We start from the raw sequence: 18,305 nt of genomic DNA, 5'->3' as shown, positions 1-18,305 counted from the left end.
ACCGCTGAAAGCATCTAAGCGGGAAGCCCCCTTCAAGATAAGTTTTCCCTGGGAATTTAATTCCCCTAAAGAGCCGTTAAAGACTATGACGTTGATAGGCTGGGTGTGTAAGTGCGGTAACGTATTGAGCTAACCAGTACTAATTGCTCGTGAGGCTTAACTATATAACGCCCAAGTGGTTTTATAGTGAATGATTATTCGTACAACGACGGGTAACGCAAATTGGATATGAGTCTTCGTTAGACAGCAGAGATAAAGTTAGCTATTACTTGCTATTGTTAAAGACGCAGAATTAAGTGTTGTTGATCAAGTATCAGCAACCGAAGTTTTGTCTGACGACCATAGAGCTTTGGAACCACCTGATCCCATCCCGAACTCAGAAGTGAAACGAAGCATCGCCGATGGTAGTGTGGGAGGTCCCATGTGAGAGTAGGTCATCGTCAGGCTTCTATTAGAAACCCCAGTAGGTCATCCTGCTGGGGTTTTTTTATTGTCTAAATAAAAGCCTTAGTCTGAAGAAACGCTTTCGTGTAGTTAGGGGATAAATATGCATAGCCCGCTACCTGCATTCAGCTAATACAATAACACTATCTGTTTTATTGCATTTGTTTACATTTCTGAACCCCCATTTTTCGGGACATGCAGCGGAGTGTGATGTCTTAGTTGAAGTAGCTGTGATTGAGTGCACAGCATTCTTTTAGATAAATATATATAGTTACATTCGCTTATAAAAAATAATACAAAGACAAAGCAATAGAGTTTTAGTTGTAGATTTTGGGTCGCCGAACAATTCGTTAATGGAACTTGAATAGGTAATTCCGCAGGTATGGGAAATCGGTTGAAAAAATTATTTTTTACAGTTTTGGCTGTAGCCTCAGTTGATGTAGTGGCTGAGCTTAAGCCCATTGCTGATGATGAGCTGAGTCAATACTCTGGCCAAGCCGCTGTTGCCTTTGATATTGATCAAATAGGCTCGAATAGCTATACCCGCGTTACATTGGGTATGGAATCAAAAATGCAGATGAACATTAATAATGTTGAGTTAGGTAAATACGAAAGAGATGGTGAGTTAGGCGCTGACTTCTCTGCTACTAACCTAGCATTTGGTTCTATATCTACTGATGCCGCTCAAGTTCAGCTAGATGGGCAAACTTACGCGGTAAACGATATTATTCCTTTTGAAGTAAATGATCCGTATTTCGAAATTGCCAAAGACGCTACCGATGAGCTTGTAGGCTTTCGTTTGGGCTTTGGTGAAGCTCGTGGTCAGCTTAGCGGTGACTTTGATAGTATTTCTGGTAACGTTGGCGCTACGATTACTGATTTCTTTGGCGATGATTACCAAGCATCGATGCTTAACTTAAGTGGCGATGTCGATAATACTCGTGCTAAGTATTTTGGTGTAGGTAATGATCAAAGTGGAGGTGCAACGGATTGTAATTCGGGTTTTTACTGTTATGACCTTGCAGACTATAAGACTCTTGATGTTGGGCAGAGAAACTCTACAACAGGTAATGTTGATTACACCAACGACTTTTTCATCTCTTTTCAGAAAGAAGACACCGACTGGTCAACGAGTGATGGTCAGATGACCACTGCTTCAGGTGTATTTATTAACATACCTACTTCTCTTCATATAGATATGAATACCGGCACTAATGCTAATGGTACTGAACGAGTTCGGGTGGAATATATCGACCGTGGTGTTGGTTTATTTAAGCCGTAAAATCTTTTCCTTTATTAATCTTACAGTTCTCGAAAAGCAAGCCTATAGAGTACAATATGAACCTTCTTAGATTAGGAGGTTCTAATGCAGTCCATCTTTTGGCACGACTACGAAACATTCGGCGCAGATACTCGCCGAGATAGGCCAAGTCAGTTTGCCGGTGTTAGAACCGATTTAGATTTAAATATCATCGAAGAGCCAACGACTTTTTACTGTCGCCCTTCAGAAGATGCTTTGCCTTCTCCAGAAGCTTGCTTAATTACTGGCATCACACCTCAATATGCACAAGAAAACGGTTTCTCTGAGGTCGAGTTTGCCAAGAAGGTAGAAGAGATTTTTTCAGTCCCGTCTACCTGTGTGGCTGGCTATAATAGTATTCGCTTTGATGATGAAATCACTCGAAACCTGTTTTATAGGAACTTTATAGACCCTTATGAGCGAGAGTGGAAAAACGGTAATTCACGCTGGGACTTAATCGATGTTGTGCGTTTAACTTACGCTCTTCGACCCGAAGGGATCAATTGGCCTTGTGATGACTCTGGAACGCCAAGCTTTAGGCTTGAGGTCTTAAGTCAAGCTAATGGTATTGAGCACTTGTCAGCACATGACGCGATGAGTGATGTTTATGCCACCATCGGCCTAGCTAAGCTAATCAAGTCAGCACAGCCACAATTGTTCGACTATGTTTTTAAAAATAGAGACAAGCATAAGGTACTAGAGTTACTCGAACCAAATAAGCTTAAACCGGTTTTTCATGTTTCTTCGAAATTTCCTGCAAGTAAAGGGTGTTGTGCGCTTATTGTGCCGCTATTTCAAGACTCCAAGAATAAAAATTCCTTTATCTGTTTTGATCTAAGGCAAGACCCTGCTTACTTGTTTGCGCTGAGCAATGAAGAGATTCAGCGTCGGCTTTACATGCCTTCGGCGCAGCTTTCTGAGGGCGAAGAGCGGCCAGCAATCAAGGCGATTCATGTAAATAAATGCCCAATGGTTGTTCCTGCTGCAATGATAAAGACGATGTCTGCTGAACGACTTGAACGCTGGGAGCTGAATCTGGATTTGATGAGGTCACACTTAGAATGGATCAGAAATAACCCAATATTTGTTGAAAAAATTAAAGAAGTGTTCAGCCTGAGCTCCCCCGAGAGAAACGAAACAGACCCCGACTTGATGATATATAGCGGTGGTTTTTTCTCTACCCATGATAAAGCTGAGATGTCGCGCGTTAGGCAGGCCAGTGATATTGAGTTGGAGGAAGAGGAGTTTAGATTTCAGGATAGTCGTTTGCCGGAATTATTGTTTCGCTACAAAGCGCGAAACTTTCCTCAAACTTTGACGGAGGAAGAGCAGTCAAAGTGGGAGCGGTATTGTGCAAACAAATTGATGAGCGCCGATGGCGGGTACCTTACTTTTAAAGAGTTCTTCGATCGCATTCATGCAATATCTCAATCGGATATCGACTCTAAATCTCAGTCGGTGCTTGAAGATCTCCGGTTCTATGGTGAGTCTATCATTCCATATGCCTAGTAAAGAGCTTCAGATAGCGCGGGCTATCTGAAGCTAAATAAGCTTTTTCTAGAACTTGCTGAACCCTTGCCATTGTTCAGTAGAAAGATTCGTCATGCCCTCGGCGCTGTTAATTTCTGTCTTTTCTGGTTCTCTTGCCTGAGAGTTTTCAGAATTAGATTTTGCGACAACAGTAAGCACCCCGTTTTCGTCAGCAATAATGTTCTGAACTAGAGTGCTCATATCTTCTAAGGTAAGAGAGTTCACTTCTTTAGCTAATTGTTCTTTGGTGTCGAAGTCTACATTTTTTATATCAATGTCTTTCCAAAACCTATTGGAGCGTGAATAAAGGGTGTTGTCTTGCTTTAGTAGGTTTGCAACAACCGAGCTCTTGTGCTTGTTCAAGTCAGCTTTGCTTGTTGACCTAACTGTCTCTAAGCTTGTATGAATGAACGCCTTGGTTTCCTTATAAAGCTCTTGGCCTGTGTTACTAGGGGACTGAACAATGAACGCTATAGCCGGTACTTCAAGCAACTCAAAATTTGTTGCGAATACGATGTAACCCATTTGTTTTTGAGTGCGGACTTGGTTGTAGTAATCACTAGAGAGTATTTGAGTGAGTAGTAAGTACTTAGCACGTTCTTTGTGACTAGTAGTTTTTCCTTGTACATAGTGAACAAAGCCGGTATCACTGTGCTCGGTGTCGAGCGTGTTGAGCCAAGGAGTCTTAGGTGGTATGCGGCGAATTTTGGCGCGGCTGACCTCGGTCTTAGTTGCCTTATCAAGTAATATGCTTTGAATTAATTGTGCATTATTGAGTGTTGATGCACGCGATAGGTTTCCGCTACTCAACACTGCTATATCTAGTTGAGACAGAAAGTCTTCACGAAACTGATTAATATCTTCTAGTTTTATATCTCTAAGTGCGCTCAGACGTTCTTCTTCATTCCAAGAAGGAGCAATAACTACGTTCTGAGCTTTGGAAATAGCTTGCTGAAATGGCTTCTTATCTTTTGCGTTTGATAGGCTTCTAGACAAGCGTTCTTTCATTATAGAGAAACGAGAGGGAGAAAACTCTGCATATTTAACGGTGTTAAGTAACTTGCTTAGAAGTTGGGCCTGTCTATCGCTGTACCCGCTGATTTTGATGGTTACACCACGCATATGCTTGTATAGCTCGTAATGAAGGCCTGCAAGATAGGCAGGGTAGCTATATTCATTAAGCGAGTCAGTTAGAAGTTTTACTAAAAGATCTGTCATATTTAGCGTTGCCGCAGACTTAAGCGCTTCAGGGGAGCGTATGGTAAGGAATAAGTTTGATTTAGGCGTGCCAAAGCTAGTGTCAGTGTGATGCCATACTTCTAAGCCAAGTTGTTTGAGCAGAAGCTCTGGCTTTTCAGTATTCATCGTTTTAACTATTGATATGTTTTCCGGAATAAAAATGTTTTTCTCTGGCAGGCTTAGCCTATTGTCCTGCTTAGGCTTGATGAGTTTATCCAGAAGGTTCTGATCCAGTTCTTGAATGTTATAGGGTGCGTCGTACCAGTCAGTAAACCGTTTTCCAACAACTGCTTTAGCGCTAACCGCAACAAACATATTCTTGGGATTAAGATGGCTTAAGTATGTTTTGTATAACTCGTGATCGAACTGCTTGAGCGAGTAGGGCTTGATAAGAATATCTTCTGCTGAAGTAAACTGGAGCGCCCTTGATAGCTTGCTCGTGAAATGAATGGGTTCACTTTTCTCTTGATAGTTAAAAGCAATATCTAACATGGTTTTTTGTTCGTCAAAGTAAAGCTTTTTCAGGCCTTCTTTACGTAGAAGGTCAATATAACTATGAATGGTCTCTAGAATTCGTTCCTGGTTGTCAAAGCCAAACTGAGTCAAGCTCATGCGGATAACAAACAGTTCTTTGACTCTAGTATCAAACTCTGCACCGGCCGATAGTGAGTCGACTAGGTTTTCATTTTTTAATGCCGACAATAGGCTGCCTTTACCCTCATGGCCAATCAGGTTTGATAGGTAGGATACAGGCTTTGAGTCTTGGTGAAGGCTTGATGATGGTATGGGGAATGCGAGCATCATTGATCGCTTGTCCATTATCGATTGCGCTTCAACTTTTACAGGTAGGAAATCTTCTGCGAAGAAATCTTGCGATATGTCGGTAAACTCGACGTTGCTGTTTGGAATGTTACTGAACTTGGCTAGTGTCCACTTTTTAAGTGTTGAAAGAGGCTCTTTCCCCAAAATTACCAAAGTCATTTGATTCGCAGAGTAATTCTTTTGATAAAACTCTAATAAAGTGTCGCGTAACTTTTCTTCGCCTTTGTCACTCAGGGTTTCAAGGTTTCCAACAGAAAAGCGGCTATAGGGGTGATCGTCGGCTAATACTGCTTTTATTACAGAATAAAAGCGTCGTCCATCATCCTTGACTTTGGATGTGTATTCGGAATGAACAGCGTTAACTTCACGCTCGACATACTCGGCGTTAAAAAGCGGGTGAGTGAACTGCTCAGAAAAGCGTTCAAGCGCCGCTTCTAGGAATTCGGGTCGGATATCAAAGAAATAGTTTGTATTTTCAGGTGAAGTATATGCATTGTGTGAGCCGCCATGTTGAGTGATATATTTCTGATAAGCATCAGGCTCAGGGAATTTTTCAGTGCCAAGGAAGAGCATATGTTCAAGAAAGTGGGCCAAGCCCGGATATTCAAGAGGGTCACTTGCGCTGCCAATATTAACGTCTAGAGACGCAGAAGATTTATCGGTATTTGGGTCGGAAACCAGCAAGACTCGAAGTTTGTTTTCTAGTACTAAGTAATCGTAGTGCCGGCTATCATTAGGGCTTTTTTCTATAGAAAGGGAGGCGTTAACATTACTAGATATAATACCTACAGCGCATAATATGAAAAGCAAATAAACTGGCCGTAAAATTGATATTCCGAACACAGAAATTCCTCGATGATCAAAGTAAGTTTAGTGAGCTAGTATAGTGTTATTTCAGCTTGATAGGGGCTTTTGTTAAAGCAAGTTCACGTTAATAACATAATTATATATATTAGAGTAATGTATCTACGTAATCTGTAGTTAAAATAAGGTCACATGGCCGATTAGTATTATATTTCAGCATATTTTTGGCTTTATACTACAATTATCTTTGGTGTGGTCGCATTTGATTTCAGACTTAAGATACTGATGCAGGGAATTAACTAGTTATCCATTGGTAAGCGAATTCTGAGCGAAGCGCAATCAATTTATTCTTTTCGGGGTATTAAGTAATGAGCTATTTTTTGACCGGTGGAACCGGTTTTATTGGTCGTTTTTTAGTTGAGAAACTAATCGCGCGTGGTGAGAAGATATATCTTCTTACACAAGAGTCCAGTATGGAGCGCTATGAGGAATTGCTTGAGCGTTTTAACGTGTCAGGTGATGACGTTGTAGCGATCGTTGGCGATTTGACTCAGGATAACCTGGGTATCTCTGATGCTCAAATGGCCGAGCTCAAAGGAAATGTTAAGCACTTTTATCATCTAGCAGCGATCTATGATTTGAACGCTGGTGCTGAAATTCAGAAAGCAGTAAATGTACAGGGCACAAGAAACGCAATTGTTGCCGCGACAGAAATGCAAGCAGGCTGTTTTAACCATATTAGTTCGATCGCAGCAGCTGGTCTTTATAAGGGGACGTTTAGAGAGGATATGTTCGAAGAGGCCGAGAACCTTGACGATCCATACCTTCAAACAAAACATGACTCGGAAAAGGCTGTTCGAGACGAATGCTCTATTCCTTTCAGAATCTATCGTCCTGGTATGGTTGTGGGGCACTCTAAGACTGGTGAGATCGACAAGATTGACGGTCCATATTACTTCTTCAAAATGCTGCAAAAAATTCGTAACACTTTACCAAAGTGGATGCCTACTATTGGTATTGAAGGTGGCCGCATTAACGTTGTGCCGGTCGACTTTATTGTTGATGCAATTGATCATATTTCCCATGCAGATGGTGAAGATGGAAAATGTTTCCATTTGACTGACCCAGACCCACACAAGGTTGGTGAGGTTCTAAATATTTTTGCCGAAGCTGGTCATGCGCCAACCATGACAATGCGTGTTGATTCTCGCATGTTTGGTTTTATTCCTTCAATGGTTAGGAATGGCCTAAAGAACCTTCCTCCTGTTAAGCGTATTACGAGTGCGGTTTTAAATGATTTTGGTGTTCCAGAGTCGGCAATGGGTTTTATCAATTACCCAACAAAGTTCGACTCTCGCGAAACAGAGCGTGTATTGAAAGGATCAGGAATCGAAGTTCCTCGTCTAGAATCCTACGCACCTGCTATTTGGGATTTTTGGGAGCGTAACCTAGACCCAGATTTACATAAAGATCGTTCCTTAAAAGGTACTGTTGGTGGAAAAGTTTGTGTTGTCACGGGTGCAACATCGGGTATCGGATTGGCGACTGCGCATAAATTGGTAGATGCTGAGGCAATCGTATGTATCGCTGCTAGAACGCAAGAGACTCTGGACGAAGTTAAGGCTGAGCTACAAGCAAAAGGTAAGGGTGAAGTGCATGCTTATCGTTGCGACTTCGCGGACATGAATAACTGTGATGAGTTCGTTGAAGCCGTGCTAAAAGATCATGGTCATGTTGATTATTTGATTAATAACGCAGGCCGCTCGATCAGACGTGCGATTAACCATGCATTTGACCGTTTCCATGATTATGAACGAACTATGCAGCTAAACTACTTTGGTTCTTTGCGTTTGATTATGGGGTTCGCGCCATCAATGCTAGAACGTAAGTGCGGCCATATCGTTAATATTTCCTCTATTGGGGTACTAACTAATGCTCCACGCTTTTCTGCATACGTTGCATCAAAAGCTGCTTTGGATGCATTCTCACGTTGTGCTGCGTCAGAATTTTCCGATAGTAATGTGACTTTCACAACGATTAATATGCCGCTTGTGCGTACGCCGATGATTGGCCCAACTAAGATCTACGACTCTGTTCCGACATTGTCGCCAGATGATGCGGCAGATTTGATTGCTGAAGCGATTGTGCATCGACCAAAGCGTATCGCTACACGCTTGGGGACTTTTGCTGCAGTACTTCACTGCTTAGCTCCTAAGGTTGGTGAGATTGTAATGAATACTGGCTATAAGATGTTCCCTGATTCAGCTGCGGCTCAAGGTAAGGGGCAAGCTAATGAAAAGCCAAAAGTTTCAACAGAGCAGGTTGCATTCGCTGCGATCATGCGTGGTATTCACTGGTAAGGCGTTTTGTCTAGCTAGTATTTGATGCTATGTAGTAATAGAAAAGGGGCTTCGGCCTCTTTTTCTTTTTTAGAAGCTTACTTTTTCAGAAAAAGTAACTAAGAAATGGTGTAATTATTTTTACTGGCTGTGTAATATAGCCACGTTGTTTTAACCACACTAAGAGATACGTTCTGTATCTCTATCGAATAAAACTTTTAAGGAAGGTAATAACTAATGAGTGTTTTAGTTGGTAAGCAAGCTCCTGATTTTACAGTATCTGCAGTACTAGGTGACGGTTCTATCGTTGATGAATTTACGTTTTCTGAAGCGACAAAAGGCAAGTATGCCTTGGTGTTCTTTTATCCATTAGATTTTACTTTTGTTTGTCCATCTGAGTTGATTGCTCTGGATCACAGAATGGATGACTTCAAAGCTCGTGGCGTTGAAGTTATTGGTGTTTCTATCGATTCTCACTTCACTCACAACGCTTGGAGAAACACTCCAATCAATGATGGTGGTATTGGTCAGGTAGGTTATACGCTAGCAGCAGACATGAACCACGATATTTGTAAGGCTTATGATGTTGAGTCAGAAGGTGGTGTTGCATTCCGTGGTGCATTTTTGATTGATACTAACGGTACTGTTCGTTCGCAAATCGTTAACGATTTACCGCTTGGTCGTAATATGGACGAATTGATTCGTCTAGTTGACGCGCTTCAATTCCATGAAGAGCATGGCGAGGTTTGTCCTGCAGGTTGGAATAAAGGTGACAAAGGTATGAACGCTTCTCCTGATGGCGTTGCTGCATACTTATCAGAGAATGCCGACAATCTTTAATGGTCGATAAGTCTTTGTAATATGAAAAAGCCCAACATTAAGTTGGGCTTTTTTGTTTTTTAGTGCTCTTGTTTTGAATAAAGTCGTTCAAAGCTCCATACGAGCATTATGGGGATGGTGATAGCTAGCGTTCCCATGCTGTAGTCTGATAAAGAGCGCTCAGTAATTCCATGAATCAAAAGCATGAAAATATCCAGGGTAATCAGCCCGAAAAGAGCGCCAGATATATAGTCGCTATAATCATGATACCAAGGTGTGGCGTTACTCATTGTTGTTCTACCTTTCTTGTGTTTCAGGCAGTTGCTGTGCCCGATAGTTTTTATTTTTATTGTGACAAAAGCAGAATATCACGGTGTGTTGGTGCTGTAAGAGTATAGTCAGGGCTATCTCTTCGCTGCAAGTATATCTTGCAGGACTTGCTTAGTCTTCAAACCATACCTGATTTTCACCATTTTCTCGGGCTAGATACAGGCGATTGTCAGCATTTTTTAAAAGCTCAATTAAAGAGTTATTGTTGTTCTCGGTTATTCCTGCTGAAACAGTGAAGTTGAAGCTGAACTCATCTATCATAACAATATGGTCTTCAACTAGCTCCCTAAAGCCGTCTACAAGCTTTGCTGCTTGTTCCAGGCTTAGCCCTGCCATAAGTATTGCAACGTCAGAGTCGTTTATTCGAGCGTATTGGAAGCGATTGAATGCCTTTGGTAGCAGGGTGGTTAGATTGCGCATGGTGATATCGGGCGCATCCAGGCCGTGCTTGTCTTGAATGTTATGCATTTGGTCAACAGAGAGTAGAGCAACAGATACTGGGGTGCTCTGGCTTACGGCCTTTTCTAACTCTTTGTTCCCATCAAGAAAGAACTTCTGTTTGTTGGGCAGCCCTGTAACAAAGTCATGGAAGGCGAGATATTTAAGCGTTTGGGAATGCTCAAGGTTTTCGATGTTGTGTAAAATGCGGCAATGAAACTCTTCATGGCTAAAGGGTTTGTTCAAGAAGTCGTTTGCGCCATTTTTTATGAACTTGGCAGTTAGTTTTCCGTCACCTTCACCAGACAAGCCGATTATAACCAGCTCATTCTTGCTCACCTCTTTTCGGATGTTTTTGACCAAGTCAAAGCCGTTCATTCTTGGCATGTTGTAATCGGTAATCAGTAGTTTAATATCTGGGTGTTGTTCAAGGGCCTCTAAAGCCGTGTCGCCATCGTCTGCGGTGTGCACTTGATAAAGGTGTGTCTCAAGTTGCTGTTGAATGTAGCGGCGAGACATTTTGGAGTCGTCTGCTACAAGAATTTTTATATGCTGGTTTTTTTCAAGGCGCTTAATCAGCTTTATGACATACTCGTAAGAGAAGCGGCTTTCTTTTACAACGTAGTCGACGATTCGCTTTTCCAGCATTTTCTCCCTTTTCTCTTCATCGTAATTTCCCGTGAGTACGATGGTGGGGATTTTTTCTGCAATGGTGTAGTCAACGACTTCTCCATCCGGTGCGTCAGGAAGGTTTAGGTCGACCACTGCAACAAGGTACGCATCTGCGCCATTATTTTGAATGTGTTCCTTTGCTTCTGCGAAGGACGTGGCGATGTCAAAAGGGAAGCCAGCATTGCTTTTGTTGATGTGTTTGATGATTTTTACAACAATCGAGCTGTCTTCAACAAGTAAGAATTTTTTCATAGTTGAGGGTACGCTAGTCTGTACATAATAAAAGGGCGCTATATAGAAGCCGTGGGTTTATCTATCAGCTTAGTAGTTCCTCGCATAGTCTCCAGTTTTTAGTCTTCAAAAAGTTTAAATATGGTCACTTTTGACATTCAAATATGTTAGAATCGCGACCTTTATTTTAATAATCAGAATAAACAGGAACGCTGTCCATATGGGTGATCAAGCGAAAGAAATCCTTCCAGTTAATATTGAAGACGAATTGAAGCAGTCGTATCTCGATTATGCGATGAGTGTTATCGTTGGTCGTGCCTTGCCTGATGCGCGTGACGGTCTCAAGCCTGTGCATCGTCGAGTCTTGTTTGCGATGAGCGAACTGGGGAATGACTGGAACAAGGCGTACAAGAAGTCAGCACGTGTCGTCGGTGACGTAATCGGTAAATATCACCCTCATGGTGACTCCGCCGTATACGATACGATTGTACGAATGGCTCAGCCTTTCTCTTTGCGTTACATGCTTGTAGATGGACAGGGTAACTTTGGTTCCATAGATGGTGATAACCCAGCTGCGATGCGATATACCGAAATTCGTATGCAGAAGCTTGCTCATTCGTTGCTTGCTGACTTGGACAAAGAAACAGTCGATTTTGTTCCTAACTATGACGGTACCGAGCAGATACCCGAAGTTATGCCGACTAGAGTTCCTAACCTGTTGGTGAATGGCTCGTCAGGTATCGCTGTTGGTATGGCGACTAATATTCCACCACACAACTTAACTGAAGTTGTTGGTGCTTGCCTTGCTCTGATGGAAAATAGTGATATTACCTGTGAAGAGTTGATGGAAATTATTCCAGGTCCAGATTTTCCAACCGCTGCGATTATTAATGGTCGTGCAGGGATAGTCCAGGCTTACCAGACTGGCCGCGGGAAAATTTATTTAAGAGCGCGCTATGAGGTCGAGACCGATAAGAATGGAAAAGAGCGCATTGTCGTTACAGAAATTCCATATCAGGTTAATAAAGCCCGTTTGATAGAGAAAATAGCCGAGCTTGTTAAAGACAAGAAGATCGAAGGTATTACCGAGCTTCGTGACGAGTCTAATAAAGAAGGTATGCGAATAGTGATCGAACTTCGACGTGGCGAAATGCCTGAAGTGATCATGAACAACCTTTATGCCCAGACTCAACTTGAGAACGTATTTGGTATTAATATGGTTGCTTTGGTTGATGGTGAGCCAAAGACGATCAATCTAAAGCAATCGCTAGAAATATTCGTCAAGCACCGAAGAGAAGTCGTTACTCGTAGAACAGTCTACTTGCTCCGTAAAGCGAGAGAGCGTGGGCATGTGTTGGAAGGTTTAACGGTTGCTTTGGCAAATATCGATCCGGTTATTGAGTTAATCAAGAAGTCACCAAGTTCTGCGGAAGCGAAAGAAAAACTCTTGGCTCAAGCTTGGAGTCCTGGTGATGTGACCGCGATGCTTGCTAGTGCAGGTGAGAATGCCTGTCGCCCAGATGATTTAGAACCACAGTATGGCTTGCGTGATGGTAAATATTACTTATCGCCAACTCAGGCTCAAGAAATTCTGAATATGCGTTTGCACCGTTTGACCGGTTTGGAAACGGAAAAACTCATTGGCGAATATCGTGAGATACTAGAGCGAATCGGAGAGTTTTTAGCGATTCTGAGTGATCCGGTTAAATTGATGCAGGTTATTCGTGAGGAGCTTGAAGCGGTTCTTGAAGAGTATGGAGATGAGCGCCGTAGTGAGATTATTTCTTCACGTCGTGATTTGACAGTTGCAGATTTAATCAATGAAGAAGACCTGGTAGTTACTATTTCTCATGGAGGCTATGCAAAAACTCAGCCTGTTGAAGATTATCAGGCTCAGCGTCGCGGTGGTCGAGGGAAGTCTGCAACGTCGATGAAGGATGAAGACTTTATCGAAAAACTACTCGTGGCCAATTCCCACGATACGATTTTATGCTTTACCAATAAAGGTAAGGTTTACTGGTTGAGAGTGTTCGAAATTCCGCAGGCCAGCCGTGGTTCTCGTGGTCGCCCAATGGTGAATATTCTGCCATTGGATGAAGGCGAACGCGTAACGACTTTCTTGCCTGTTCATGAGTACACTGAAAATAACTTTATCTTTATGGCTACAGCTAACGGTACGGTTAAGAAAACTCCGCTCGAAAACTTTGCTCGCCCACGTAGTTCTGGTTTGATTGCTTTAGCTCTTGATGACGGGGATACGTTGATCGGAGCCTCGATCACTGATGGTGACCGTGACATTATGTTGATGAGTAACTCGGGTAAGATGATTCGCTTCCATGAGTCAAATGTAAGAGCGATGGGACGAACTGCTCGAGGTGTTCGCGGTATTAAAATAGCTGAAGAGCATCAGGTTGTATCCTTGATTATTCCTGAAGAAGAAGGCCTGTTATTGGTTGCAAGTGAAAATGGTTACGGTAAGCGTACTCGCATGGATGAATTCTCAGTAATCGGGCGTGGTGGTCAAGGCGTGATTGCAATGCAATGCTCCGAGCGAAATGGTTTGTTGGTGTCTGCGGTTCAAGTTAAGGAAGGTGATGAGCTGATGCTTATTTCCGATAAAGGCACTTTGGTTAGAACTCGTACAGAAGAAGTTTCGATCCTCGGTCGAAATACTCAGGGTGTAAGGCTGATCAAGCTATCTCAAGAGAATGAGCATTTAGTTGGTGTGGAGCGTGTTGATGAGTCTAGTCTTGATGAACAAGAAATAGAAGAGGGAACTGATACTGTTGAGGCAGGCGCTTCGAGTGAATCAGATGAATCTTCAGATCAATCACCTGAGGCCTAACTGGAAATATAATGGTAGATGAAGCAACAGAGCTCGCAAAGCTACGGGCTCAGATTGATGAGATTGATCAAAATATTCAGTCTTTGATCAACCAGCGCGCAGCTTGTGCTCAGCGTGTTGCTGAGGTGAAGCAGGCTGCTGCCGGTAATGAGCTTGTGCAGTATTATCGCCCTGAGCGAGAGGCTCAGGTCCTGCGGGCCGTAATGGAACGCAATACGGGGCCTATGCCAGATGAAGATGTTGCTAAGCTCTTCAGAGAGATAATGTCCTGTTGTCTAGCCCTTGAAAAACCAATGAAGGTAGCTTTTTTAGGGCCGGAAGGTACTTATACGCATGCAGCGGCCCTAAAACATTTTGGACACTTTGTTCATGCTCAGCCTATGAGTGCAATTGATGAAGTGTTTCGAGAGGTGGAGTCTGGCCAGGCAAACTATGGCGTTGTACCAGTTGAGAACTCAACGGAAGGCGTTGTTAATCATACTTTGGATAGTTTCGTAAATTCACCTTTATTCATTGCTGGTGAAGTGAAGTTAAGAATTCATCACCACTTGCTATCGAATGATGAAATCAAACCCTCTGATATCAAACGAGTCTATTCCCATCAGCAATCTTTGGCGCAGTGCCGGAAATGGTTGGATGCGAATTGCCCTCAAGTTGAGCGTGTTGCTGTTAGTAGTAATGCCGAGGCTGCAAAGCTCAGCATGAAAGAAGAAGGGGCTGTTGCGATCGCTGGTGACATGGCAGCCGAGCAGTATAGCTTACTCAAACTTGTCGAGAATATTGAAGATCAGCCTGATAATACGACCCGCTTCTTGATTATCGGTAGCGATGTTGTTCCTGCTAGCGGTCAAGATAAGACCTCTATTATGGTGTCGGCCAAGAACAAACCAGGGGCACTATATCACGTCCTTGAGCCTTTCCATCAAAATGATATTAGCCTTACCCGCCTGGAAACTCGGCCTTCGAATTCCGGTACTTGGGCCTATGTGTTCTTTATTGATTTCGAAGGTCATATCGATGACGAAGGCGTGCAGAAAGTTGTTCAGCAGGTTTCTCCTGATGCGGTAGAAATTAAACATCTCGGTTCTTACCCGGTGGGTGTGCTCTAGTGAAAAAATCTGACCAGCTTTCAGGTTTGGCTGTAGCGCCTGTCCAGGCTTTGCATCCTTATCAACCCGGAAAACCCATTGACGAGCTAGAACGAGAGTTGGGTATTAGCGATATTGTAAAGCTGGCAAGTAATGAAAATCCTCTGGGTATGAGTGAATTGGCAAAACAAGCCATTTCAGCTGAGCTCGCTGAGGGAAGTCGTTACCCTGATGGCAATGGCTATAAACTAAAGTATGCCTTAAAAGAGTATCTGTCATTTCAAGGGCATGACATCAGCCTTGAGAGCATGACGCTTGGCAACGGCTCAAATGACTTGTTGGATATTATTACTCGTTGTTTTTCTGATCGAGATTCTGAAGTAATTTTCTCTGAATATGCCTTCGCAGTTTATGCGATATCCTGTCAGGCTGTAGGTGCTAAAGCTGTTGTAGCTCCCTCAAAAGATTGGGGTCATGACCTTGATGCAATGTATGAGCGAATTTCTGAGAAAACCAAACTAATATTTATTGCTAACCCGAATAACCCAACGGGGACATCGATCAATAAAGATCTTTTGCTTGAGTTTCTAGCCAAGGTGCCGGAACGAGTGATTGTTGTTTTGGATGAAGCTTATTGTGAATACATTTCCGATGAAGACTTTCCGGATGGTATCGGTCTTGTCGAAAAGCACACAAATCTGATTGTTACTAGAACCTTTTCCAAAGCTTGGGGGTTGGCTTCTTTGCGTGTGGGCTATGCTGTCTCTCATCCGGGTATCGCGAATATCCTTAATCGTGTACGGCACCCGTTTAATGTCAATTCTTTAGCATTAGCCGCAGCAGCTGCTGTTTTAAGAGATGATGCCTACCTAAAGGCTAGTGTTGAGTGTAATGCTCAAGGGATGTGTCAGATGGCGCTTGCTCTTGAGCATCTCGGGCTAGAATTTATTCCGTCAAAAGGTAACTTTATTACCTTTGATACGGGTGTTGATGCTATGGAAATTTATCAGCGCTTGTTGAAGCTTGGTGTGATTGTGCGCCCTGTAGCGAATTACGGTATGAACTCGTTCCTTCGTGTATCTATTGGTTTGGAGCAGGAGAATTCAAAGTTTATTAAAGCACTCGACTCTTTACGAGAGGAAGGATGCTTGTGAGCTCGCGCATTGCAAGGTTGGCTGTAATTGGTGTTGGGTTGATTGGTGGCTCCTTGGCTAAGGCCGCGAGAACTGAAGGTTTTGCAGCACACACTTGCGGTTACTCCTTAAATCATAGTGAGGCTAAGCTTGGTGTTGAGTTAGGAGTTATCGATGAGGCTGCTGAATCTATCGCTGCGGCAGTGAAAGGTGCTGACTTGGTTGTGCTGGCGGTTCCTGTAAAGGCATTTGAAGATGTCTTAAGTGAAGTAAAGGTGTCATTGAAAGAGGGGGCTGTTGTTACCGATGTTGGTAGCGTAAAAAAATGCTTTCTTGAGGCTGTTGAAGCAGTCTATGGTGAGGTACCTTCGTTTGTCGTTCCGGGGCACCCAATAGCGGGCTCGGAACGCAGTGGAGTCATGGCTGCTGATGAAAATTTATATCAGCGCCATAAAGTCATATTGACACCCTTAAAAAATACTAACCATCTTGCTTTGTCCCTGGTTCGGTCTATGTGGCGTATGGCCGGTGCGACCGTGCTTGAAATGTCGATTGAGAAGCATGATGAAGTCCTTGCTGCGACTAGCCATTTGCCACATTTGTTAGCCTTTTCGTTGGTCGATACGCTTGCCGGTGAGGAGCAGAACCAAGAGATCTTCCGTTATGCAGCGGGAGGCTTTAGAGATTTTACTCGTATTGCCGCAAGTGATCCTTTGATGTGGCATGACATTTTTCTTGCCAATAAAGATGCCTTACTTAAGGTTTTAGATCACTTTACTTCAGACCTTGCTTCCTTGAGAACCAGTGTCGAGCAAGGCGATAGTCAGCACTTGTTAGGCGTTTTTACGCGAGCTAAGTCTGCGAGAGAGCACTTTTCAAAAATACTAAACGGACAGTCGTATACCGATACTATGAATACTAAAAATGTAACGTTCAAAATGGCACCTGGCGGTGAAGTTCGCGGAAATATCCGAGTAGCGGGCGATAAATCGATTTCCCATCGTTCAATAATGTTAGGCGCTCTTGCAGAAGGAGTGACGGAAGTTGAAGGGTTTCTTGAGGGCGAAGATAGTCTGGCGACACTTCAGGCCTTTAGGGATATGGGGGTTGTAATTGAGGGGCCAGAAGAAGGGCGAGTTAAGATTCATGGTGTTGGTCTGCATGGTCTTCAAGCGCCTCCTGGGCCACTTTACCTTGGTAACTCAGGAACTGGTATGCGTTTATTTGCCGGTCTACTTGCCGGGCAAAAATTTGATACGGAATTGACGGGTGATGAGTCTTTATCTAAGCGGCCAATGGAGCGAGTTGCTGGCCCATTACGTCAAATGGGTGCGAAAATTGAGTCTGCGGAAGGTGGACGTCCGCCTCTAAAAATTAGTGGTTCTCAAACTCTGGCAGGTATTCGTTATGATATGCCAATGGCCAGTGCGCAAGTTAAGTCTTGTTTGTTATTGGCGGGCTTATACGCTGATGGCGAAACACAGGTTCAGGAGCCAGCGCCGACTCGAGACCATACAGAGCGTATGCTTAATGGTTTTGGTTATCCGGTAAAGCGAGAGGGTGCAGTTGCTACTTTGGCTGGAGGTGGTTCTCTGAAAGGCGGGTCTATTGATGTGCCTGCGGATATTTCCTCTGCAGCTTTCTTTATGGTTGCTGCATCTATCTGCCCAGGCGCTGATTTGACACTCAAGCACGTAGGCCTAAACCCTACGCGTGTTGGTATTATCAACATTTTACGCCAGATGGGTGCTGATATAGAGGTAATGAATGAGTCTGTCGTAGGTGGTGAGCCTGTAGGCGACATTCGTGTTAAGCATGCACCTCTTAAAGGAATTAAAATTCCAGAGGATCAGGTTCCGCTTGCGATCGATGAGTTTCCTGTTTTGTTTATTGCTGCGGTTTGTGCTGAGGGAGAGACGGTCTTAAGTGGCGCTGAAGAGCTTCGTGTTAAGGAAAGCGACCGTATACAAGTGATGGCTGATGGTTTGGCGCAGCTGGGTGTTAGAACGGATGTTAAGCACGACGGTATAGTGATCAAGAATTCTGAGATTCAAGGCGGTACAGTTCATAGTCATGGCGATCATAGAATAGCGATGTCTTTCGCTGTCGCTTCATTAAGAGCGAAGGGTGAAATCGTGATTAGGGATTGTGCTAATGTTGCGACGTCATTTCCAAATTTTGTTGAGTTGGCTAGTGAAGTGGGTCTGAATATTAGCGTTGAAGACGATTCCGAGTAAAACGAGTTGTAGTAAAGAATGGTGCTGAAAAATT

At 43.3% G+C, this 18,305-nt stretch carries 11 protein-coding genes and 2 rRNA genes; 10 read left to right on the top strand and 3 right to left on the bottom strand.

All coding sequences use genetic code 11. The annotated features are described in order from the left end of the window. The 4 genes from A3735_RS21510 to sbcB form a co-directional block, all read left to right on the top strand. Positions 1–164: ribosomal RNA gene (locus A3735_RS21510) — 23S ribosomal RNA — on the top strand; the annotation flags it as partial. Between the two features lie 167 nt (positions 165–331). Then, a 5S ribosomal RNA gene (gene rrf / locus A3735_RS21505) occupies positions 332–446 on the top strand. 392 nt (positions 447–838) lie between these two features. After that, positions 839–1,726, top strand: coding sequence for a DUF6160 family protein (locus A3735_RS21500; RefSeq protein ID WP_156490548.1), 888 nt, complete (start codon positions 839–841; stop codon positions 1,724–1,726). Between the two features lie 84 nt (positions 1,727–1,810). After that, entirely contained in the window at positions 1,811–3,253 is a 1,443-nt protein-coding gene (gene sbcB, locus A3735_RS21495) for an exodeoxyribonuclease I (RefSeq protein ID WP_068512962.1), read from the top strand. Positions 3,254–3,301: 48 nt separating this feature from the next. On the opposite strand, the gene A3735_RS21490 is transcribed toward sbcB, so the two are convergent. Then, positions 3,302–6,145 (bottom strand): insulinase family protein, encoded by a 2,844-nt coding sequence (locus tag A3735_RS21490; RefSeq protein WP_156490641.1) that lies wholly within the window; start codon positions 6,143–6,145, stop codon positions 3,302–3,304. A 362-nt stretch (positions 6,146–6,507) separates the two neighbouring features. Between A3735_RS21490 and A3735_RS21485 the strand changes: the two genes are divergently transcribed. After that, a complete protein-coding gene (locus tag A3735_RS21485; protein WP_068515512.1) occupies positions 6,508–8,499 on the top strand; it encodes an SDR family oxidoreductase in 1,992 nt (663 codons plus the stop codon). Between the two features lie 216 nt (positions 8,500–8,715). Next, a complete protein-coding gene (locus tag A3735_RS21480) occupies positions 8,716–9,318 on the top strand; it encodes a peroxiredoxin (RefSeq protein ID WP_068515509.1) in 603 nt (200 codons plus the stop codon). Positions 9,319–9,377: 59 nt separating this feature from the next. Here the strand turns inward: A3735_RS21480 and A3735_RS21475 are convergent, their stop codons facing one another. Together A3735_RS21475 and A3735_RS21470 are read right to left on the bottom strand one after the other, a co-directional pair. Then, complete coding sequence (locus A3735_RS21475; protein ID WP_068515507.1) at positions 9,378–9,587, bottom strand: hypothetical protein; 210 nt, start codon at positions 9,585–9,587, stop codon at positions 9,378–9,380. 151 nt (positions 9,588–9,738) lie between these two features. Further along, entirely contained in the window at positions 9,739–10,989 is a 1,251-nt protein-coding gene (locus A3735_RS21470; protein WP_068515504.1) for a response regulator, read from the bottom strand. 199 nt (positions 10,990–11,188) lie between these two features. Between A3735_RS21470 and gyrA the strand changes: the two genes are divergently transcribed. The 4 genes from gyrA to A3735_RS21450 are packed head-to-tail and all read left to right on the top strand — an operon-like array spanning position 11,189 to position 18,271. After that, a complete protein-coding gene (gene gyrA / locus A3735_RS21465; RefSeq protein ID WP_068515502.1) occupies positions 11,189–13,813 on the top strand; it encodes a DNA gyrase subunit A in 2,625 nt (874 codons plus the stop codon). An 11-nt stretch (positions 13,814–13,824) separates the two neighbouring features. Further along, positions 13,825–14,922, top strand: a complete 1,098-nt coding sequence (gene pheA / locus A3735_RS21460) for a prephenate dehydratase (protein WP_068515499.1) — start codon at positions 13,825–13,827, stop codon at positions 14,920–14,922. After that, positions 14,922–16,055, top strand: coding sequence for a histidinol-phosphate transaminase (hisC, locus tag A3735_RS21455; RefSeq protein ID WP_231872046.1), 1,134 nt, complete (start codon positions 14,922–14,924; stop codon positions 16,053–16,055). The genes pheA and hisC overlap by 1 nt, the downstream gene beginning before the upstream one ends. Further along, entirely contained in the window at positions 16,046–18,271 is a 2,226-nt protein-coding gene (locus A3735_RS21450) for a bifunctional prephenate dehydrogenase/3-phosphoshikimate 1-carboxyvinyltransferase (RefSeq protein WP_068553341.1), read from the top strand. The genes hisC and A3735_RS21450 overlap by 10 nt, the downstream gene beginning before the upstream one ends. Positions 18,272–18,305: the final 34 nt, after the last annotated feature.

The sequence above is a fragment of the Oleiphilus sp. HI0061 genome, from assembly GCF_001635675.1.
Note: the sequence above shows the minus strand (reverse complement) of the source record. Positions and strands in the feature narration are given on the sequence as shown.